General features: G+C 51.2%; 23 protein-coding genes. 9 read left to right on the top strand and 14 right to left on the bottom strand.

The window, feature by feature from the left end; translation table 11 throughout:
* Positions 1-28: 28 nt before the first annotated feature.
* Together istB and istA are read right to left on the bottom strand one after the other, a co-directional pair.
* Positions 29-811, bottom strand: a complete 783-nt coding sequence (gene istB / locus ACQG19_RS09575; RefSeq protein ID WP_001531258.1) for an IS21-like element ISSen3 family helper ATPase IstB — start codon at positions 809-811, stop codon at positions 29-31.
* Entirely contained in the window at positions 808-1830 is a 1023-nt protein-coding gene (gene istA, locus ACQG19_RS09570; RefSeq protein WP_000627495.1) for an IS21-like element ISSen3 family transposase, read from the bottom strand. The genes istB and istA overlap by 4 nt, the downstream gene beginning before the upstream one ends.
* 96 nt (positions 1831-1926) lie before the next feature.
* Between istA and ACQG19_RS09565 the strand changes: the two genes are divergently transcribed.
* Complete coding sequence (locus tag ACQG19_RS09565; protein WP_426725866.1) at positions 1927-3015, top strand: phage integrase Arm DNA-binding domain-containing protein; 1089 nt, start codon at positions 1927-1929, stop codon at positions 3013-3015.
* Positions 3016-3293: 278 nt separating this feature from the next.
* A complete protein-coding gene (locus ACQG19_RS09560) occupies positions 3294-3794 on the top strand; it encodes a YbaK/prolyl-tRNA synthetase associated domain-containing protein (protein WP_013097062.1) in 501 nt (166 codons plus the stop codon).
* Positions 3795-3815: 21 nt separating this feature from the next.
* Here ACQG19_RS09560 and yoaI read toward each other — a convergent pair whose 3' ends face one another.
* Positions 3816-3920: a small membrane protein YoaI gene (gene yoaI / locus ACQG19_RS09555; protein ID WP_020690334.1), complete on the bottom strand. Its 105-nt coding sequence runs from the start codon at positions 3918-3920 to the stop codon at positions 3816-3818.
* Between the two features lie 145 nt (positions 3921-4065).
* On the opposite strand from yoaI, the gene ACQG19_RS09550 reads away from it, so the two are divergent.
* Complete coding sequence (locus tag ACQG19_RS09550) at positions 4066-4512, top strand: DUF441 domain-containing protein (RefSeq protein WP_008500737.1); 447 nt, start codon at positions 4066-4068, stop codon at positions 4510-4512.
* Here the strand turns inward: ACQG19_RS09550 and ACQG19_RS09545 are convergent.
* Positions 4496-5287 carry an AraC family transcriptional regulator gene (locus ACQG19_RS09545; RefSeq protein ID WP_038979869.1) on the bottom strand — a complete coding sequence of 264 codons (792 nt, stop codon included), beginning with the start codon at positions 5285-5287 and terminating at the stop codon, positions 4496-4498. The genes ACQG19_RS09550 and ACQG19_RS09545 overlap by 17 nt on opposite strands.
* A 99-nt stretch (positions 5288-5386) precedes the next feature.
* Between ACQG19_RS09545 and ACQG19_RS09540 the strand changes: the two genes are divergently transcribed.
* Complete coding sequence (locus ACQG19_RS09540; protein WP_058679137.1) at positions 5387-6562, top strand: CynX/NimT family MFS transporter; 1176 nt, start codon at positions 5387-5389, stop codon at positions 6560-6562.
* A gap of 33 nt (positions 6563-6595) precedes the next feature.
* Here ACQG19_RS09540 and ACQG19_RS09535 read toward each other — a convergent pair whose 3' ends face one another.
* Positions 6596-7303: a CTP synthase C-terminal region-related (seleno)protein gene (locus ACQG19_RS09535; protein ID WP_014831497.1), complete on the bottom strand. Its 708-nt coding sequence runs from the start codon at positions 7301-7303 to the stop codon at positions 6596-6598.
* A 101-nt stretch (positions 7304-7404) separates the two neighbouring features.
* Here ACQG19_RS09535 and ACQG19_RS09530 point away from each other — a divergent pair, with 101 nt between their 5' ends.
* Complete coding sequence (locus ACQG19_RS09530; protein WP_013097067.1) at positions 7405-7749, top strand: DUF488 domain-containing protein; 345 nt, start codon at positions 7405-7407, stop codon at positions 7747-7749.
* Here the strand turns inward: ACQG19_RS09530 and ACQG19_RS09525 are convergent, their stop codons facing one another.
* Complete coding sequence (locus ACQG19_RS09525; protein WP_013097068.1) at positions 7750-8055, bottom strand: hypothetical protein; 306 nt, start codon at positions 8053-8055, stop codon at positions 7750-7752. It lies immediately after the preceding gene.
* 80 nt (positions 8056-8135) lie between these two features.
* Positions 8136-8390, bottom strand: a complete 255-nt coding sequence (locus tag ACQG19_RS09520; RefSeq protein WP_038979863.1) for a putative hemolysin — start codon at positions 8388-8390, stop codon at positions 8136-8138.
* 307 nt (positions 8391-8697) lie between these two features.
* On the opposite strand from ACQG19_RS09520, the gene ACQG19_RS09515 reads away from it, so the two are divergent.
* Genes ACQG19_RS09515 through yoaJ form a run of 3 tightly spaced genes read left to right on the top strand, consistent with a single transcriptional unit; the run spans position 8698 to position 9945 of the window.
* A complete protein-coding gene (locus ACQG19_RS09515; protein WP_246932023.1) occupies positions 8698-9726 on the top strand; it encodes a sensor domain-containing diguanylate cyclase in 1029 nt (342 codons plus the stop codon).
* Between the two features lie 45 nt (positions 9727-9771).
* The gene (locus ACQG19_RS09510) at positions 9772-9870 is read left to right on the top strand and encodes a YoaK family small membrane protein (RefSeq protein ID WP_014883431.1); all 99 of its coding nucleotides are present in this window, start codon (positions 9772-9774) and stop codon (positions 9868-9870) included.
* Positions 9871-9945: a protein YoaJ gene (gene yoaJ / locus ACQG19_RS09505; protein ID WP_071830143.1), complete on the top strand. Its 75-nt coding sequence runs from the start codon at positions 9871-9873 to the stop codon at positions 9943-9945. It abuts the gene before it with no gap.
* Between the two features lie 54 nt (positions 9946-9999).
* Here yoaJ and ACQG19_RS09500 read toward each other — a convergent pair whose 3' ends face one another.
* Entirely contained in the window at positions 10000-10248 is a 249-nt protein-coding gene (locus tag ACQG19_RS09500; protein ID WP_008500746.1) for a GlsB/YeaQ/YmgE family stress response membrane protein, read from the bottom strand.
* A 279-nt stretch (positions 10249-10527) separates the two neighbouring features.
* A complete protein-coding gene (locus tag ACQG19_RS09495; protein WP_407200787.1) occupies positions 10528-12012 on the bottom strand; it encodes a sensor domain-containing diguanylate cyclase in 1485 nt (494 codons plus the stop codon).
* A gap of 247 nt (positions 12013-12259) precedes the next feature.
* Here ACQG19_RS09495 and ACQG19_RS09490 point away from each other — a divergent pair, with 247 nt between their 5' ends.
* A complete protein-coding gene (locus ACQG19_RS09490) occupies positions 12260-13786 on the top strand; it encodes an EAL domain-containing protein (protein ID WP_222168680.1) in 1527 nt (508 codons plus the stop codon).
* On the opposite strand, the gene ACQG19_RS09485 is transcribed toward ACQG19_RS09490, so the two are convergent.
* From ACQG19_RS09485 to ACQG19_RS09465, 5 genes are all read right to left on the bottom strand, one after another.
* A complete protein-coding gene (locus ACQG19_RS09485) occupies positions 13764-14009 on the bottom strand; it encodes a YmjA family protein (RefSeq protein WP_020690326.1) in 246 nt (81 codons plus the stop codon). The genes ACQG19_RS09490 and ACQG19_RS09485 overlap by 23 nt on opposite strands.
* 71 nt (positions 14010-14080) lie before the next feature.
* Positions 14081-14428, bottom strand: a complete 348-nt coding sequence (locus ACQG19_RS09480; RefSeq protein WP_222168679.1) for a DUF1304 domain-containing protein — start codon at positions 14426-14428, stop codon at positions 14081-14083.
* A gap of 61 nt (positions 14429-14489) precedes the next feature.
* Entirely contained in the window at positions 14490-16487 is a 1998-nt protein-coding gene (locus ACQG19_RS09475; RefSeq protein ID WP_038979854.1) for a BCCT family transporter, read from the bottom strand.
* Between the two features lie 143 nt (positions 16488-16630).
* Positions 16631-17266, bottom strand: coding sequence for a response regulator transcription factor (locus tag ACQG19_RS09470; protein ID WP_029881986.1), 636 nt, complete (start codon positions 17264-17266; stop codon positions 16631-16633).
* 330 nt (positions 17267-17596) lie between these two features.
* Entirely contained in the window at positions 17597-18661 is a 1065-nt protein-coding gene (locus ACQG19_RS09465) for a GlxA family transcriptional regulator (RefSeq protein ID WP_130626399.1), read from the bottom strand.
* Positions 18662-18709: the final 48 nt, after the last annotated feature.

Genomic DNA, 18709 nt, shown 5'->3' with positions numbered 1-18709 from the left:
CCAACGGTTTAATATTGATCCACCTTGTTTACTCAGGATTAGCTTCAGCGATAACCCCGGCCTTTCGTTTCTGCTTCAGTCGATAGCTTTCCCCTTTTATTTGCACGACATGTGAGTGATGTAAGATCCGGTCCAGCATCGCCGATGTCAGCGCTGCATCACCGGCGAACGTCTGATCCCACTGCCCGAACGGCAGGTTGGAGGTCAGGATCATCGCGCTCTTCTCGTAACGTTTGGCGATGACCTGGAAGAACAGCTTGGCTTCCTCCTGACTGAACGGCAGATAACCTATTTCATCGATGATAAGCAGCTTCGGGGCCATGACACCACGATTGAGAGTCGTTTTGTAACGGCCCTGACGCTGTGAAGTGGACAGCTGTAGCAGCAGGTCCGCTGCTGTTGTGAAGCGAACCTTGATGCCCGCCCGTACTGCTTCGTAGCCCATGGCTATCGCCAGATGCGTTTTTCCCACGCCCGATGGCCCCAGCAACACGATGTTTTCGTTACGCTCTATGAAGCTCAGGGATCGCAGCGACTGGATTTGCTTCTGAGGAGCGCCGGTGGCGAAGGTGAAGTCGTACTCCTCGAACGTCTTTACCGCCGGGAAGGCTGCCATCCGCGTGTACATCGCCTGTTTACGCTGATGCCGGGCCAGTTTCTCCTCATGTAACAGGTGCTCCAGGAAGTCCATGTAGCTCCATTCCTGATCCACCGCCTGTTGCGACAGCGCCGGCGCTGCGCCGATAAGACTGTCCAGCTGGAGCTGTTCGGCAAGCACCATCAGCCGTTGATGTTGCAGTTCGACCATCATGCGGCTCCTCTGCAGAACGTGTCATAGATGGAGAGCGGATGATGCAACGGCTGCCTGTCGAAGGTCATCAGGCTTTCATCAACCTGCACATCATACTGTTTTTTCTCCGGTGGCAGTGCCAGCATGGATTGCTGTTCCTCCACCCAGCGATCGCAGGGGCGGGTCTGGATAGTTTCATGCTTACGTTGATTGGCCACATCGTACAGCCAGCGCAGGCCGTAACGGTTTGCGGTTTCAACATCGACGGTGATCCCCATCGGACGCAGGCGTGTCATTAACGGGATATAGAAGCTGTTGCGGGCGTACTGCACCATCCTCTCCACCTTGCCTTTAGTCTGCGCCCTGAAGGGACGGCACAGGCGGGGAGAGAAGCCCATCTCTTTGCCGAACTGCCACAGGGAAGGATGGAACCGGTGCTGCCCGGTCTGGTAAGCATCACGCTGCAGCACCACCGTTTTCATATTGTCGTACAGGACTTCCTGCGGTACACCGCCGAAGAAGCTGAACGCATTGCGGTGACAGGCTTCCAGCGTGTCGTAGCGCATGTTGTCGGTGAACTCGATGTAAAGCATTCTGCTGTATCCCAGAACAGCGACGAACACATGCAGGGGTGACTTGCCGTTTCGCATGGTCCCCCAGTCAACCTGCATCTGCCGTCCGGGCTCGGTTTCGAAGCGAACGACCGGTTCTGCCTGTGCTGGCAGGGTCTGTTTACGGATGAACTCTCTCAGGATAGTAAGCCCTCCACGATAGCCCAGCTCCATGATTTCCCTGGCAATAACGGTCGCCGGGATTTTGTAGGGATGCGCATCGCTGATCCGCTTAGAGATGTAATCACGGTATTCATCGAGCAGTGATGATGGTGCCGGGCGTGGTGAATACTGCGGCTTTTCAGATTTGGCTTTCAGGTGGCTGCGGACAGTATTGCGCGAAATACCCAGCTCCCTGGCAATGGCCCGGATACTCATTCCCCGCTTGTGCAGGACTTTAATTTCCATACGAATCTCAAAAGTGATCATAAGCTCCCCTGTATTCAGAGGAGCAGATTAACCCCTGGATCAATTTTCAACCGCTGGGGTGGATCAGTTTTGCACCGTTGGTAACAGTATTGCAAGTTGGATAAACGTACATCAAAAATCTACTGGCAATATCGCCACCCCGTCACTGGGACGTTTATAGGTTTCGGGACTGATGAAGAGGCAGCAAAGGCCGCTGCCACTGAGTTGAATCGGATAACCTCTGAGCAGGAAACTCGCCAATCTTTCGCACTGATTGATATGGCCATGAAGAGCTCAGAAAAGAAAGAGCAAGGAATTCGTGTTGCAGACTGGATAAAAAGATACGTAGATATTCAGATGGAAAGGATGCGTGATGGTGAGATAAAAAAACCGACTGTCAAATCAAGAAGAATATGTGCTCAAGTTCTTGCTGACAGGGCTCCCAATATGCGCCTGAAGGATGTAGATACAAAACTAATTGCAACAATTATTGATGAATATAAATCTGAAGGTAAACACAGAATGGGTCAGCTTGTGCGTAGCGTTTTGAACGACGTGTTTAAAGAAGCGCAACACGCTGGTGAGGTTGACCCAGGCTATAACCCTGCTTTAGCAGTGAAGAACCCGATTGCTAAGGTAAAAAGAAGCAGACTGAGCATTGACCAATGGAAGTTAATTTATGAAAGTGCTGGTTCTATGCCTCCATGCGCTCAGAACTCCATGCTTCTGGCTCTGGTTACTGGCCAGCGTATTGGAGACATAGTGTCAATGAAGTTCAGCGACATCTGGGATAACCACCTTCATGTAACCCAGAACAAAACAGGCGTGAAGTTAGCTATTCCATTAAATTTAAGATGTGACGCCATTGGCATGACATTGTCAGATGTCATAAGCAAGTGTCGGGACAGAGTTGTAAGCCCATATCTAATCCACCACGTTAAACATCACGCCTATGGTAAGGCTGGCTCACACGTGCCTGAAAAAACAATATCTAAGTATTTTAAGGAAGCGAGAGACAAAGCGAATATCGTGTGGCCAAAGGATTGCAGCGCCTTGCCACCTTTCCATGAGCAGAGATCCCTTTCATCAAGAACCTATGAAGCACAAGGTATAGATGTAAAAACATTGCTTGGCAATAAGACAGAAGCTATGAGCGCTATGTATGGAGATGATCGCGGTTTGGAATGGAAAAAATTAGTTATCTAAAGGGAAGGATGAAACAGAGAGAACCCCTGATTTCCGATTAATGCGGTATACGTTTTGGGGAGTGTTTTTGGGGATGATTTGGGGAATAAATTTTCTTAATATATTACATAGAGTTACAATACTGCGAATTGCTCCACAAGCAATCGGCCACCAGCAATGCCTGACCCCACAGCCAGCGACACGCTGGCTGTTTTCTTTCCCCTTCGTCCATCCCCTTCGCAAAAAGATCTGTGTTACTGTTGGAAACTGCGTATTGGCAGATAACAGGTAAACTGACTATGTCTGATGAGGTTAAGGGTACGGCTACCCACCAGCAACTCATTTCGCTGTTAACGCAGCAAGGTGCGCGCTTTCGCGTGATGGAGCACGAGGCCGTAGGAAAATGCGAAGCGGTAAGCGAAATCCGCGGAACCGATCTGGGGCAAGGCGCAAAAGCGCTGGTCTGCAAAGTGAAGGGAAACGGCGTAAAAAAACACGTTCTGGCGATCCTGGCCGCTGACCAGCAGGCCGACCTGAGCCAGCTTGCCAGCCATTTCGGCGGCTTAAAAGCCTCTCTTGCAAGCCCGGCCGAAGTCGATCATCTGACCGCCTGCGTGTTTGGCGCTATCCCACCGTTTAGCTTCCATCCGGATCTGACGCTGGTCGCCGACCCGCTCCTGTTCGAGCGTTTTGACGAAATCGCGTTCAATGCCGGTCTGCTGGAAAAATCCGTGATCATGGATACCCAGGATTATCTGCGCATTGCCCGCCCTGAACTGGTGACGTTTCGTAAAGCGTGACCGTGATGGCTGACGCCTCTGTCAGCCTCTCTTTTCCAGAAACAGAACTGATGCGATCAAAATCACCGCAATAGCGAAAAACGATGAGGAGATAATCAGCGTTTCAACAAACATGTGATCGTTCATCTTTAGCAACCCTTTGCGATGCCTGATGCCGTTTTATCCCCTGCAAATGACACGGATATGACAATCTCCTATTTTTTTTAAACGCTGTCGTCAGCCGTTTTTCCGCGTAAAGTAAGCAGGCTTACTATTCTGGCAAGGACTCCTCATGTTTGACCCTACTCTGCTCATTCTTCTGGCACTCGCTGCACTCGGCTTTATCAGCCATAACACCACCGTCGCCATTTCGATCCTGGTGTTGATCATTGTGCGCGTCACCCCGTTAAACACTTTTTTCCCGTGGATAGAAAAACAAGGCCTGACGATCGGGATAATCATTTTGACCATTGGGGTGATGGCCCCCATTGCCAGCGGCACGCTTCCGGCCTCAACGCTGCTGCACTCGTTTGTTAACTGGAAATCACTGGTGGCTATCGCGGTGGGGATTTTCGTGTCATGGCTGGGTGGTCGCGGCGTCACGTTGATGAGCAGCCAGCCCTCGCTGGTGGCTGGCCTGCTGGTGGGAACGGTGCTTGGCGTGGCGCTCTTTCGCGGCGTTCCGGTGGGCCCGCTCATTGCCGCCGGGCTGGTTTCGCTGTTTATTGGGAAGTCGTAGTCAGGCTGGCAATATAGCGCGCGGGCGTTTGCCCCAGCCCCTTTTTAAACATCGTAATAAAGGCGGTGGTGGAGTCATAACCAAGTGACTGCGCCACCTGCTGAACTGACTTCCCGCCAATCAGCAGCTGCAACGCCACAATCAACTGCAGCTGATGACGCCAGCGGCGAAAGCTTAAGCCCGTCTCTTTGACCACCAGCCGCGCCAGGTTGCGCTCACTCATGGCAAAGTGGTTCGCCCATTGCGCCAGCGTCTGCCACGCGGCGGGCTCTTCCGCCATCTTTTCGCTCATCAACCGAATTTTAGGATGAGGGGAAACGGGCAGCTGTAAATGTTCCTGTCGCTGGAGCGGCAGTTCATCAAACAGCACATCCACCAGACGCGAGGTGGTGGCAAGCGGCAGTTGCTCACGCGTTTTTCCCGCCAGCGACAGAATCAGCTCCCGAACCAGCGGCGATATTTTCAGGGTACAGCACCGGTCCGGCAGACTGACGGCACCCGGTTCAATAAACAAAAAGCAGAGCTGCGCGCCTGGCGTGGCCCTGTTGCTGTGGGGCATCTGCCCGGGGATCCACACGGCATACTGGGGCGGTACCATCAGCATGGCATTTTCTACCTCACAGGTGATTGCACCACCCAGCGCCAGAATCAGCTGCCCTTTGCGGTGCTGATGGAGCGGAATATATTGCTCCTGCGCTACCACGCGGATGCGAAACGCGACCGCGGCATCGAATTGGCTATCGGGATCGTAGCCGTCGAGTCCCAGACCGTTCATCAGGTTGTCCGATATTAGCGATAAACTGTCATTTTAGCCTGATTTCAACCACGGCGAAAATCGGTATTGTGTGCGCTCGCCTGAACGTATGAGAAAACAATGACTACTGCTACTCGCAAAGGCGCGCTGCTGATCGCCGGCATTCTGATGATTGCCACGACGCTTCGCGTCACCTTTACCGGCGCAGCGCCGCTGCTCGATACCATTCGCCTTGAATATGGATTAACCACCGCGCAAACCGGCCTGCTAACCACCCTGCCACTATTAGCGTTTGCCCTTGTCTCGCCGCTTGCCGCGGGCGTAGCACGGCGTATCGGCATGGAGCGCAGCCTGTTCCTCGCCCTGTTGCTGATCTGCGCCGGGATTGCCGTGCGCTCTCTGCCCTCTGCGGCCCTGCTGTTTACCGGCACGGCGGTGATCGGTTGCGGTATCGCGCTCGGGAATGTGTTGTTACCGGGCTTAATCAAACGCGACTTTCCCGGCCAGGTTGCCCGCCTTACCGGGGCCTATTCCCTGACGATGGGCGTTTCGGCGGCGTTCGGTTCGGCGCTGATTGTTCCTCTCGCCCAGGGAGCCGCAGGCTGGCATGGCGCGCTGCTAATGCTGATGATCTTTCCCCTGCTGGCGCTGCTGCTCTGGCTGCCACAGTGGCGCCAGAAGCAGGTCGCCACAGTGACCGGTGCAGGAGCGCTGCACAACCGCGCCATATGGCGTTCTGCCCTCGCCTGGCAGGTGACGCTCTTTCTCGGCATTAACTCGCTGATTTACTACGTCATCATCGGCTGGTTACCCGCGATATTACTCAGCCACGGCTACAGCGAAGCGCAGGCGGGCTCCATGCACGGGCTCTTACAGCTGGCCACGGCCATTCCGGGCCTTGCCGTGCCGCTGATCCTGCATCGTCTGAACGATCAACGCGGGATCGCTGGCGCCGTAGCCCTGATGTGCGCAGTGAGTGCGGCCGGTTTCTGGTTTGCACCGGATTTGGCGGTCGTGTGGACGCTGGTGTTTGGCTTTGGCACCGGAGCAACGATGATCCTCGGTCTGACGTTCATCGGCCTGCGCGCCAGCTCTGCTCATCAGGCGGCGGCACTGTCCGGTATGGCGCAGTCGATTGGTTATCTGCTAGCCGCCTGCGGGCCTCCGCTGATGGGGAAAATTCACGATACCGCCGGTGACTGGCAGATCCCCCTTCTGGCCTGCGCGCTGGCCTCGGTGGTGATGGCCATCTGCGGCATGCTTGCCGGGCGCGACCGGGAGATCACGCCCCGCTAAAAACAGTGGCAGACCTGACGGTCTGCCTGTTATTTATCCCCGTGCCGCACGCAGCATCGCCTGTACCAACACCACCGGACGCCCCGCCAGCGCTGCACGCTCGTGCTGGAATAAGGTAATCACGAAGAACGGATGGGTGACCAGCTCTGCGGCACGGATTTCCCCCTGCTCGTCCCAGCCCGTCACGCGCATATCACCGCTCTCCAGCTCCTGCGCAAATTCCGGCGATACGCCGTAGTTGCAGTGATATCCCTCTTCAATTTCCGGCTTGCCGTAGGCTTTCGCAATAAGCGTGTTGTTACGCAGTTCAATCGCATCGGTTTTTTCCACCAGCGAGCAGGTCAGCGGCGCAATCACCATTGAGCCTTCGGTGTCCGTTTCGGCGTGCGCCGCATCGCTCCAGCCGAGCACATTACGCGCATACTCAATCAATGCATGCTGAAAACCGCCGCAGGTGCCGAGAAACGGAATGCTGTTTTCGCGCGCGTAGCGTGCAGCGATAAAGGCGGCTTCGGTGTTTTTGTAGGGGCTTGCAGGAACCAGCCAGATGGCATCGTAACCCACCAGATCTTCAGGGCTGGTCAGCTCCGTCGTCGCTAGCCAGTCGTAATCAGCGGTGAGATCCAGTACTGCAGCAGCATCATCAATGGCCAGCGGGATCGCCTGGTGCGCAATCACATCGGGATTGTAATCGCCAACCAGCGCAATGCGCAGCGTCGTTTTAACCGGGAGGTGTTCCATGAAAGGTTCCTTATGCCAGAGTATTATCAGATAACATAAGGAACCTCAGACTACCGATCTTCTGCAATAATCACAATACCTTAAATTGGGAGGGGGAAATGATGATTCAGTGCAAGCGCGTCTATGAACAGGCAGCCCCGGAGGATGGCTATCGGGTGCTGGTGGACAGACTGTGGCCGCGAGGGGTGAAAAAAGCAGACCTTGTGCATGATGAATGGTGCAAAGCGCTTACGCCTTCTGACGGGTTACGTAAGGCCTTTCACAGTGAAACCATTGATTTCGCTGCCTTCAGCCAGGCGTATCGGGAAGAGCTGGCGCAGCATAAAGACGAAGGATTGCGTCTTGCAACCCTCGCGAGACAGCAAACCTTAACCCTTCTCTACGCCGCGAAAAATACCGAACAGAATCACGCAATAGTCTTAGCCGACTGGCTGCGCCATCTGTAATTAGCTGGCCGTCAGCGCATCGAAGGTTTGCGGTGCCTCATCCGGCGTGAGCGGCAGCAGATGTTCGGCGCGCACAAACGCAAAACCGTGCTGATTATCAAAAGCGTAGACATCGCCCGTCACCAGCCAGAGCGCGCGATCCGCTGTCGCAGGCAGCTGCGTCATCACGCCATTGACCGGGTTAACGAAGCGCTGGCCGGGCTGGCAAAGGCCAAACAACTCAACGGATTTACCCACATTGCGACGGCCTGAGGCCGTGCGGGCACCAATGATCAACGCCATGCTGCCCGGTTTAAGCTGAAACATACTTCTCTCACGATAACGGTGGCCAGAAACTGGCTAAGAATAATCCTAAAGAGAAGTGTATCGCAATCTTTGTCCTGCTGTCACCTGGCGGGTTGCGGATGATCGCGGCGGTAGAGCTCCCATTCGTCGATCACTTCGCCACCGGGCAATTTACACTCCGTACGCACGCCCTGCGGGCTCTGGATTGGGATCTGCTCTCCCCCTTTTTCCAGACAATAGACAGAGGCAGGGTTAGCCATCCCCACCCTATGCGGCGGCGGTGGGGCAACAGGTGGAGACGTTTTTGTGGTACAGGCCGCCAGGGGTAGCGCGAGAGCCAAAAGCAGAAATCTCATCGTGTTGATCCTTTTTACATCATCAGAAGATAAGGGTAACGGGTCGCCGTCGCTTTCTCCATCATTTCTCCATTTTAACTGCACTTTTCAACACTATAGTGAGGCGTGTTCTCCTTATGACCAGAGAACATCATTCCGTAATCAAGATGTCTTTGCCCCGGTCTCAACAACGGGGCCTTTTTCTCCCCTGCCTGCTTCTGGTGGATATATAAAATTTTCACCATTCATGTTTTACTATGGCTGAAGTCGAAATTTTCAGCATAGCATGCAGATGCAGACGTCTTGTGCATGGGAGTCAACCTACGTCATGTCAGATATCATCCTGGCGCGAGTGTCAGAAACGCTCACCACGGAACAATCCCTTGAAAGTCTCGTTCGCCAGTTGCTGGAGATGCTGGAACTTGTGACCGAAATGGAGTCGACCTACCTGACGAAGGTCGATATCAATGCCCGTCTTCAGCATATTTTGTATGCCCGAGACAGTAAGCAGATGCAGATCCCGGAGGGACTAAGCGTGCCCTGGGGCGATACATTGTGCAAACGCGCTCTGGACAGTGACACCATTTTCAGTAACGAGGTTTCTGAACGCTGGGCGGATTGCGACGCCGCGAAAGCGCTCGGTATTACCACGTACATGAGCGTGCCGGTTCACCTGGCGGATGGTTCCCTGTACGGCACGCTCTGTGCGACCAGCACGGAAAAGAAGCTGCTCAGTGAACGCGGCGAACACGTGCTAAAACTCTTTGCCGGGCTGATTGCCCAGTATATTCAGAAAGAGTCGTTGCTTTCTCAACTTCGAGAAGCGAATGCAGCGCTCATCGCCTATTCCTTTACCGACGTTCTCACCGGTTTACCCAACCGCCGCGCCATCTTTGAAGATCTCAACACCCTGTTTTCTTTAGGCCGCCACCTTAAACGCAACGTAATTATCGCTTTTATCGATCTGGATGATTTTAAACGGATTAACGACCAGTACGGGCATGAAGCAGGCGATCAATTCCTCATTGAAGTCGGCAAACGTCTGTTAGATGAAAAGACCGAAGACGAGATTATCGGCCGCCTGGGGGGCGATGAGTTCCTGGTAGCCTGCCTGAGTAAAGCGGAAAATCAGGCTGATGAGGGTCAGATTAACCAGCTCAGGGCACGGCTTCGCGACCGCATTGCCGGCCAATACGGGTTGGGCAGTGTGAGTATTGTGTACCCGGGTGCAAGCCTGGGAGTTGTCGAAGTTGATCCTGCCGGGATGGATCCGGACAGCGCATTACGCGTCGCGGATGTTGCGATGTATCAGGATAAAAAGGGTAAAGGCAAAACGCGCTTTCACGTTTTGGATTAACCCCGTACACTCTACGGCATTCTGAAAACCAAAACAGGTGATGGCATGAGAATAGGGATCCTCTTCCCGGTCGTTATTTTTATAACGGCGGTGGTTTTTTTAGCATGGTTTTTTGTCGGTGGTTACGCGGCTCCGGGAGCATAAATGAGAAAAACCACCCTCATTATGCTGCTCGTCGCCATCGTCGCCGTTGCTGGCACGCAATTTGGCTGGTGGTAACACCGCAACGTAAAAAGGCCGCCATCTGGCAGCCTTTTTTAACGCTTATCAAACTTAGCTTTTGATTTTTCTGTAGATAAACAGAACAACCAGCGCGCCGATCACGGCGACAGCAAAACTGCCGAAGTTGAAACCGTCAACTTTGCCAAACCCGAACAGCGTACTGATCCAGCCGCCGACGACCGCGCCGACAATACCCAGTATCACGGTAACGATAAAACCACCGCCATCTTTGCCCGGCATGATCCACTTCGCCAGAATACCCGCAATAAGCCCAAAGATAATCCAGGATAAAATTCCCATAACTTTCCTCTCTGTATGGTTTTTGTCATTAAATCAACGACACAAAAAGGATAGCACAGGATCCGGGAAAGGAAATTTGTGATTAGTATCACAGCGAGAGAGTGCGCATTTAGTATCCAAAACCGCACCACACGAAATGTGGGGTTGCAACTTAAGATGAGAAAGATTATCTTTCTCAACACTGAATAGTTGAGTTAAACACTCAGGTATTCAGTACGACATTGCTCACATTGCTTCCAGTATTTTTGCCCACGCTTTAGTGGGCATTTTTTTGCCCGCTTACACGGCGATAAAGGCATAGCGGTTGCGTCCTGCGCGTTTTGCCTGATAGAGCGCCTGGTCAGCCGCAATAATAATGTTCTGCTGGCTGCCTGCAATGTCAACGGCACGTGCGGTTGACACCCCGACGCTGACCGTTACCCGTCCAAAGGGGCTAAAGGCATGCTCAATATGCAGTGAAAATACATTGCGAATGATCGTCTGGGCCAGGCGGATGGCTTCCTGAATATCGGCGTCTGGCAGGATCAGCGCAAACTCTTCGCCGCCATAACGCGCCACAAGCTGGTTGTTACGGGTAAGGCTCTCTGTGAGGCTATTCCCCAGTAGGGTAAGGCATCGGTCTCCTTCTGGGTGACCGTAGTTATCATTGTATTTTTTGAAATAATCGACATCGACAATGAGGATAGAAATTGGCGTGTCGTTATCCGCACACGTGGCGATTTCAGACAGAATTTTTTCATCAAACGTGCGGCGGTTGAAAAGCCCCGTCAGCGCATCTTCAGAGGCTATTATCTTGAGCTCTTTGTTATCTCTGGTTTTTCTGGACAGATCCGAATAGAGGAAATAAGACGCGACGATAAGCGCCACGGTAAAAATAAGAATGAGTACGGCGAGCTGAATGGCCTGCTTACGCCAGGCTGCAAGTGCTTCTTCTTTACTCACTGCAACGGTGGTGACCAATCCGTAACGTTTGTTTTTCTCAAAAGCGAAAATGCGTTCGACTTTATCAAACCGCGAAACCGAGCTGGCAATCCCTGAATTTTGTACCTTCAGGTATTCTCTGAACAGGGGTGAGTCTGAAACAATCGCGCCAATGTAGTTATTTTTAAACGGATAGCGAACCAGCAACACGCCGGATTGTGTCGTGAGGCCAATGACACCAGCATGGCCAATATTAATCTGCCCGTACAGTGCCAGAAAATTTTCGATTCCAAGCGTCACCACGACAACGCCGTTAAAGTCTCCGGTCTGCGTTTCAAGCCGTCGACTGATCGTAATCACCCATTTCCCGTTCGTTCTGCTCACGACCGGCTGGCCAATAAAAATCTGCTGACTTTTATTTTCCTTGTGATAGATAAAAAACGATCTGTCAGCCCCTTTTCGCGGCCCGGAAAAACGTCCGTACAATGCCGTAAAGATGTCACCATTGACATCGTAAATAACCACATTGTTAATCTGGCTAAGAAGATTATCCTGATTTTCTATTATCCGCTGAATATTGGTCGCCTGTTCCGGGGTCATACCATAAATGTCGATCATGTCTGAAATGGTGGTGATCAGCATTTCGCTTTGACGCATGATCCCCTCAGTATAAACATCCAGGGTATGGCTCAGGTTAGCAACGCCGGTATTAATTTGCTGAATTGACTGCTGTCTGGACGTGGTAATTTGGACCGCAAGCGACAACGAGATGATCAACGAGACAATGATGACAGTAATGGTTGTTGTGTAAAAAGTATTTTTCACATGCACGAGCTTTTCCACCTTATCACGCCTGACATCCTTGGCTGACAACTCGTGTCACTGTAACAAAGGTCAGGATAAGAGGAAAATAAATTGCACTTAAGCGCACAATAAGAAGCGGTTATTATTTTGCTTCACTAAAATTTGCGTCAGGGTTATTACGGAGATCCCTGGCACCTGCCGTTCTCCCCCGTGAGTACCAGGCTTGTACCCTGCCCCGGCTGTGTTAAGATTCACCCCATCAGGGAGCTGACAGGATAACCGGAAAATGAAAAAAATCATTGCCGTTGCTATCGTATCAACGATTCTGGTCATTCTGTCTCTGTATGCGGTGAACGCGGTTATCGTCAGCCAGCAGAAGGATAAACAGCGTGAGATCGCCCAGACGCTTTTGCACTATTCCGAAGGATTATCCGAAAGCATCGCGCTGGCCCTTAAAGAGGTAACAACCCGAGGCTGCGATCAAACCAGCCTTGATCGCTACAGAAAGCTAAAACTCGACAGCCCCTATTTTTCCGATATCGGTTTTGTTGAAAATGGGCTAGTTGTCTGTACTGCCTTTTGGGGTAAGCTCGCCACTCCAGTCCCTCTACCGACAGAACTCCATAAAACACCAAGAGGCTTTCTGTTAGCGCAGTTTTCGAGAAAAGATTTTTTCACTGGCAACGCGGCAATCTATAATAATGTAATTATTTTCACCTCGCGTTATGCCTACGATAAATTCATGCCGGTTACGGCAAACTATGCGCTGAGTACCACGACGAAAGATTTCGACCGAACTTTTTTCTCGGTTAAGCCAGATGTCATAAAACACCACTGGCCAGATTCAGCGCTATTTACCCTGATCCTGACGCAGTGCAGCACGCGATGGGACATATGCGTTACGGTGAAGCATTACGACGCGGGCCTGGCTTCGCTCCCCGTTGTGGTGTTTATTCTTCTGACGACTATTTTGTGTTTTATCTGGACCGCAATCTCGTTGTTTTTCATGCGCATTTACGAAGATCGCTTCTCACTGGAGCGAACGCTGGTTAAGGCGGTAAAAAACAATTCTATCAGCGTTAACTACCAGCCGATTATACGTATCCAGGATAAAAGCATTGTCGGGGTAGAAGTGCTGTCGAGATGGCGCGATTATCATCGCACCGATGTTTCTCCGGAACTGTTTATTCCTTTAATTAAGAAAATTGGGCTGTACCGACAGTATTATATTAATATTATTGAAAAATCGCTGTCTGAGATCGCACCGCTTGCCATTAAACATCAGCTGATGATTTCGCTGAACGTTGGGCGAACGGAGATAGAAGATGGACAGTTTATCCAGACGTTACGTCGTGAATGTGCATTTAATCACATCCCCCTGTCTTTGATAAAGGTGGAACTTTCAGAAAAAGCGGTATCCAGTGCAGATATTCTTGAAGGGTTTTGTCTGGAGCTGAAAAAACTTGGGGTGAGAATATCGATAGACGATTTCGGCGTGAAAAACTCAAACCTGGACCGACTCTCTCTGCTGGAATATGACGAAATCAAAATCGATAAGTCGCTGGTGGACGGTATCAATGAACATTATAAGCAGAATATTTTTGCTATTTTTTGCGATGCGCTTGCCAGGCTCAACAAAACGCTCGTTTTCGAAGGGGTGGAAAGTGAAACCCAGTATCGTTTTATTGCGGACAGGTATCCTGACGCTCTGATCCAGGGGTGGTACTTCTCAAAATCACTGACACGCAGTGAACTGGCGAAGAAACTTACGATGAGAATGCCCTTGCGGGCTACTCGTTCCCCCACTGATTAAGGAAATTCGCAATATCATCGATGCGTGCCGTGCGGATCCCCGCCTCACTGGCCATTTCCTGCTGGGCTTCCTCGCTGATTTCCTCGTTGTTCGTTAACCGCGTCAGCAGCAGCTGGAAATAGTACGCCAGCGCGTCATGCTCTGACTCACTGACTGGCTCAGCGGTTTCCGTCGAATACTCATCGACGATGTCATAATATTTAAGCGGAATATCGTTGTTCATAAACAGTCTCTCGTCTGTCATTTAGCGGGTGATGCACCGAGTATAGCGGACGCATTACGTTGACCAAAGTATTAGATAAGTAGCGCAAGTAAGGCAGCGAGAGCCGGCATAGCCTGAACATAGAGGATTTTTCGACTGGCAGTCGCTGCGCCAAAAATTCCGGCAAGTAGCACGCAGCTCAGGAAAAAGACGGTCACAGGGACACCGCGCTCTCCGAGCCAGAGTCCCCAGAGCAGACCCGCCGCCAGAAAACCGTTATACAGCCCTTGATTCGCAGCCAGTACGCGGGTGTCACGCGCAAAATCGGGCGTGAGATTGAAAGCCTTTTGCCCGGTTTTGGTGTTCCACAGGAACATCTCCAGCACCAGAATATAGAGATGGATTAACGCAACAATAATGATAAGTACAGTGGCTAACATGAGGCTGTCTCACACAGTCAGTGGCAAAATAAATGCCGTCCCATCGGACGGCATTTTTGTATTAACGAACCAGGTGCAGGAAGTGCAGATGTTTTTCGTACTGGTCCAGTATGTCATTGATAAGCTGTTCCTGATTCCAGCCCATCACATCATAGTTCTGACCGCCCTCTTTCAGATACACTTCAGCGCGATAATAGCGGTGTTGCTCTGCCTGTTGCTCGTCATTATCCATAGCGGCAAGAGCAAAAGTTGGCGAATTATATCCACGTAGCCTCACTTCATAAATAAAGTTCAGCTCATTGCCTAAATCAACTTCAAGCCGGAGACGATCGTCAGCCGCATCATTGATATGACTCAACGTCCCCTGCTTGTTCAGTTCTTCCTGAACCAACGTCATGGCAGGCTGGATAACGTCGTCCATAAACCGTTTCACCAGAGAACGTTTCGGCAGATAGGCAATATTGCGCAACCTTCTCTGCCACGGAATAGGGTTACGTGCGGCAGTCGGCGCAATCGTCGCCATGCTCAGACTTTCACGTTTGGTCAAATCCCGACGCAGGGCTTTTAACAGTCCGTATATTGAGATCAATAAGATCACGGAGAATGGTAATGCGCTCGCTATTGTCACGGTTTGCAGCGCGCTTAGCCCACCCGCAATCAGCAGTGCAATGGCCACAATCCCCATGAGCGAGGCCCAGAAAATTCGCTGCCATACAGGCGTGTTAGCGACGCCACCCGATGCCAGCGTATCCACAACCATCGCCCCGGAGTCAGCCGAGGTGACAAAGAAGACAATGACCATCGCCATTGCAATAAATGACAACACTGAGGAAAACGGGAAATGTTCAAGGAAATTAAACAGGGCCAGCGCGACATCCTGCTGGACGGTATTTGCCAGGTCTGTTGCTCCCTGATTCATGATGAGATAAATGGCGCTGTTACCAAACACCGTCATCCACATGAGGGTAAAACCTGCGGGGACAAACAGCACGCCCGTGACAAACTCACGAATTGTCCTGCCACGGGATACGCGCGCGATGAACATACCGACAAACGGCGACCAGGAAAGCCACCATCCCCAGTACAATAGCGTCCAGCCACCAAGCCAGTTGCTTGATTTCGGTTCGTAGGCGTAAAGGTTAAAGGTTTTACTCACTAATTCCGAAAGATAACCGCCGGTATTTTCGACAAAAGATTTCAGTAAAAGTACGGTTGGTCCAAGACACAGCACAAGCGCCAGAAGTAAAACAGCCAGACCCAGATTGAGTTCAGAGAGGATACGTATTCCCTTGTCCAGACCGGACACCACTGAAATCGTCGCTAACCCCGTGATGACTACAATCAGAATGACCTGCACCGTTTCATTGATGGGCACCCCAAAAAGATGGTTCAGACCGGCATTAACCTGCAAAACACCGTAACCCAGCGATGTGGCAACGCCAAAGACCGTCCCTATCACCGCAAAAATATCGACTGCATGGCCGACAGGACCGTAGATGCGATCGCCGATGATGGGATAGAGTGCGGAACGCAGCGTTAATGGCAAACCGTGACGGTAGCTGAAGAATGCCAGAATCAGCGCCACTATGGCATAGATGGCCCATGCATGCAGTCCCCAGTGGAAGAACGTCAGGCGCATGGCTTCTTTCGCTGCGGCTACGGTTTCAGGGGTGCCGACGGGCGGAGAAAGGTAATGCATTACCGGTTCGGCAACGCCAAAGAACATCAGGCCGATCCCCATCCCTGCCGAAAACAGCATCGCAAACCAGGAATGGTAGCTGAAATCAGGCTGGGCATGATCCGGCCCCAGTTTGATATCACCGTAACGCGAAAGACCGAGGAAAGTAACACTCAGTAAAATCAGGGCGACAGCAAGAATGTAGAACCAGCTGGCATTGGTGAATATCTGTTGCTGCAGGAGTTTGAATTTTTTGTCGGCCAGATCCGGGAATACTGCGGCAAAGGCGACAAGAAGGAAAATTAACAAAGCAGATGTGAAGAATACCGCTTTGTTAATCTGGCTTGTAGACTTCTTTGGGATAGTATCATTTTCACTCATAATCAATTCATTCCATTATCGTAGACCGCCCCGGTTGAGAGGCGTTACCTCTCATAGAGTAGCAAAATTCAACACCCCAGGGGGACAATAATCTGAATGAATGTCAGGGTGGTATAAACTGTCCGGTGACGATCGCCGCGTTATCAATAAAGCCTGCGGGGTGGACATCGGGATTTACCGATTTGCAACGTGCCGGCAGCATGCACCAGATCCGCTAACGTACGAACCTGCATTTTATCCATCACCCTGCGTCGATGTACCTTCACCGTAATTTCTGTTATGCCCAGTTCCGATGCGATTTGTTTATTTTGCAAGCCATTAATTGCCAGCTCAAAAATCTGTTTCTCACGTCGCGTCAACGCCTGGTAATTTTTACACAGTTCAAATAACCGTTGCTGTTCCAGAAAATGGTTTGTCGCGTCGATCAATACCTCATTCACCACGCGCAAAAGTTGTTCAGGTTCGACCGGTTTGGTCAAAAAATCCCGGGCGCCTGCTTTCATTGCCCGTACGCAGGAAGGGATGGAGCCGCTCTTCGTCAGAATGAGTACCGGTATAGCGCATCCACGCGCTTTGAGTGCATCCATCACGTCAAAGCCATTCATACGCGGAAGGTTTAATTCAAGTATTAAGCATGAAGGATGATCAACGATGGGAGAGGATAAAAATTCTTCGGCATTACTGAAGTCAAACGTCTGATAGCCCGCGGCTGTTAAGAACTGAACAACAAACGACCGATATGCATCATCATCATCGATAACATAAATAACCTCTTCCATATCAATTTCTCCTGATTAAATCTTTCAGGGACATAATACGAACAGTTGCGTCCATTCCCAAAGTATTTATGAATGCTAACGACATGCCGGATATCTTTTCCACACCAACAGTAGGTAAAATCAAACAAGCCAACCATTCGTCAACCGTCAGGCTTATTGACTGCGAGTAGCATGAGGACAATCCGAAAAAAAACTGAACTTTCACAACATTCGCTTTCGAGTGTGAATCTGTCCGCGCCACACTTTTATATTCAGAGGACGACATGATATTGACGGATGGTCAGCCAATCATCAGCTTAGTCACGCCCTTGATAAGCCAACAATAGCCGCTCATTCGCAGCCAGAATTTGAAGGGTTCGTTGTAAAAAGCCGCTTTCTGAAACTTCCGGGGGACATCCCCATCATGGCGCTAAAAGCGCGCCGGAAAGCAGTTTCATCGCTATATCCGCAAATATTTGCGATCTGTGAAATAGTCTTTCCTGGGCTTTCAAGAAGCACAGATGCAGTTTCAATACGAACCCGCGTAATGAAGTCTTTCGGACTTTCCTGGATGAGCGTTTTCATTTTACGGTTCAGCGTGCGGGTCGTCATATTCAGAGCTGCAGCAAGTTGCTTTACCGTCATTGCAGGGTTCTGATAACGAAGCAGACTCTCTGCTTTAGTCAGTAGAGGATGTCTTGAGTTGAGAAAACCTGCGGGCGCATAAATTTGCTGTGACAAAGGCTGGCTGTCAGCAACGGCCATGTCAGCTGTCAATTTTGCCAGCTCATTACCAGCATGATTGCGTACGAGGTATATAACCAGATCGACCCATGAAAGCGGGCCGCCCGCGGTTATCACATTGTCTTGTTCTGCCAGGGTTTTTCCCCATATGGGTTTTGCAAGTGGATAGCGTTCAGCGAAAGTTGGATATAACCACCACGTAGTGGTGCAGACCCGTCCGTTGAGCAAACCCGCCTCTCCCAGCACAAAACCGCCCGCACATGCTGAGGCAATACAGCTTCCCTCTGAATATTTAACTTTCAACCACTCGGCCGCATTCGATACAGCTGCTTTGTCAGCCGGAAATCTTTGCTCATCCAACTGCATACCGCTGGCAATGATCAGCTCGAAGTTGTCAGGTTCATTAAATGAGCCATCACTTTCGATGATTCGTCCCTGAACGTCCCTGACGGGCTGCCCATCCGCGGTAATCGTCCTGACGTCAAAAAATGGATCAGCCCTGGATAGTTCAGGGCTCACTGTAGGGTTTAGCCTGATCACCTGATTCGCCAGCCAAAACATATCAGCCAGCCCTGCCAGCGCCGAACGCATGTTGCCCGGAAGCGCAAGTAACGCAACTCGCATTTTAACCCCAGTGCCGAAGAATGTCTTATTTCGCATGTTACCTGTCATTAATGACACTTCATACCCCCTGTCAGCATGATTACACTGCCTGAAACT

The organism is Enterobacter cloacae complex sp. 277I4 (assembly GCF_050031465.1).
In the GTDB taxonomy this organism is placed as follows: domain Bacteria; phylum Pseudomonadota; class Gammaproteobacteria; order Enterobacterales; family Enterobacteriaceae; genus Enterobacter; species Enterobacter cloacae.
This window is presented reverse-complemented; position numbering and strand designations above follow the sequence as displayed.

Excerpts from the sequence above, each read along its gene's own strand:
- ACQG19_RS09560 (WP_013097062.1), top strand. The coding sequence starts at position 3,294 with ATGTCTGATGAGGTTAAGGGTACGGCTACCCACCAGCAACTCATTTCG.
- ACQG19_RS09530 (WP_013097067.1), top strand. The coding sequence starts at position 7,405 with ATGATTCAGTGCAAGCGCGTCTATGAACAGGCAGCCCCGGAGGATGGC.
- ACQG19_RS09510 (WP_014883431.1), top strand. The coding sequence starts at position 9,772 with ATGAGAATAGGGATCCTCTTCCCGGTCGTTATTTTTATAACGGCGGTG.
- ACQG19_RS09485 (WP_020690326.1), bottom strand. The coding sequence starts at position 14,009 with ATGAACAACGATATTCCGCTTAAATATTATGACATCGTCGATGAGTAT.
- ACQG19_RS09545 (WP_038979869.1), bottom strand. The coding sequence starts at position 5,287 with ATGAACGGTCTGGGACTCGACGGCTACGATCCCGATAGCCAATTCGAT.
- ACQG19_RS09540 (WP_058679137.1), top strand. The coding sequence starts at position 5,387 with ATGACTACTGCTACTCGCAAAGGCGCGCTGCTGATCGCCGGCATTCTG.
- ACQG19_RS09490 (WP_222168680.1), top strand. The coding sequence starts at position 12,260 with ATGAAAAAAATCATTGCCGTTGCTATCGTATCAACGATTCTGGTCATT.
- ACQG19_RS09515 (WP_246932023.1), top strand. The coding sequence starts at position 8,698 with ATGTCAGATATCATCCTGGCGCGAGTGTCAGAAACGCTCACCACGGAA.
- ACQG19_RS09535 (WP_014831497.1), bottom strand. The coding sequence starts at position 7,303 with ATGGAACACCTCCCGGTTAAAACGACGCTGCGCATTGCGCTGGTTGGC.
- yoaI (WP_020690334.1), bottom strand. The coding sequence starts at position 3,920 with ATGAACGATCACATGTTTGTTGAAACGCTGATTATCTCCTCATCGTTT.
- ACQG19_RS09520 (WP_038979863.1), bottom strand. The coding sequence starts at position 8,390 with ATGAGATTTCTGCTTTTGGCTCTCGCGCTACCCCTGGCGGCCTGTACC.
- istA (WP_000627495.1), bottom strand. The coding sequence starts at position 1,830 with ATGATCACTTTTGAGATTCGTATGGAAATTAAAGTCCTGCACAAGCGG.
- ACQG19_RS09470 (WP_029881986.1), bottom strand. The coding sequence starts at position 17,266 with ATGGAAGAGGTTATTTATGTTATCGATGATGATGATGCATATCGGTCG.
- ACQG19_RS09500 (WP_008500746.1), bottom strand. The coding sequence starts at position 10,248 with ATGGGAATTTTATCCTGGATTATCTTTGGGCTTATTGCGGGTATTCTG.
- ACQG19_RS09475 (WP_038979854.1), bottom strand. The coding sequence starts at position 16,487 with ATGAGTGAAAATGATACTATCCCAAAGAAGTCTACAAGCCAGATTAAC.
- ACQG19_RS09525 (WP_013097068.1), bottom strand. The coding sequence starts at position 8,055 with ATGTTTCAGCTTAAACCGGGCAGCATGGCGTTGATCATTGGTGCCCGC.
- ACQG19_RS09480 (WP_222168679.1), bottom strand. The coding sequence starts at position 14,428 with ATGTTAGCCACTGTACTTATCATTATTGTTGCGTTAATCCATCTCTAT.
- ACQG19_RS09465 (WP_130626399.1), bottom strand. The coding sequence starts at position 18,661 with ATGACAGGTAACATGCGAAATAAGACATTCTTCGGCACTGGGGTTAAA.
- istB (WP_001531258.1), bottom strand. The coding sequence starts at position 811 with ATGATGGTCGAACTGCAACATCAACGGCTGATGGTGCTTGCCGAACAG.
- ACQG19_RS09550 (WP_008500737.1), top strand. The coding sequence starts at position 4,066 with ATGTTTGACCCTACTCTGCTCATTCTTCTGGCACTCGCTGCACTCGGC.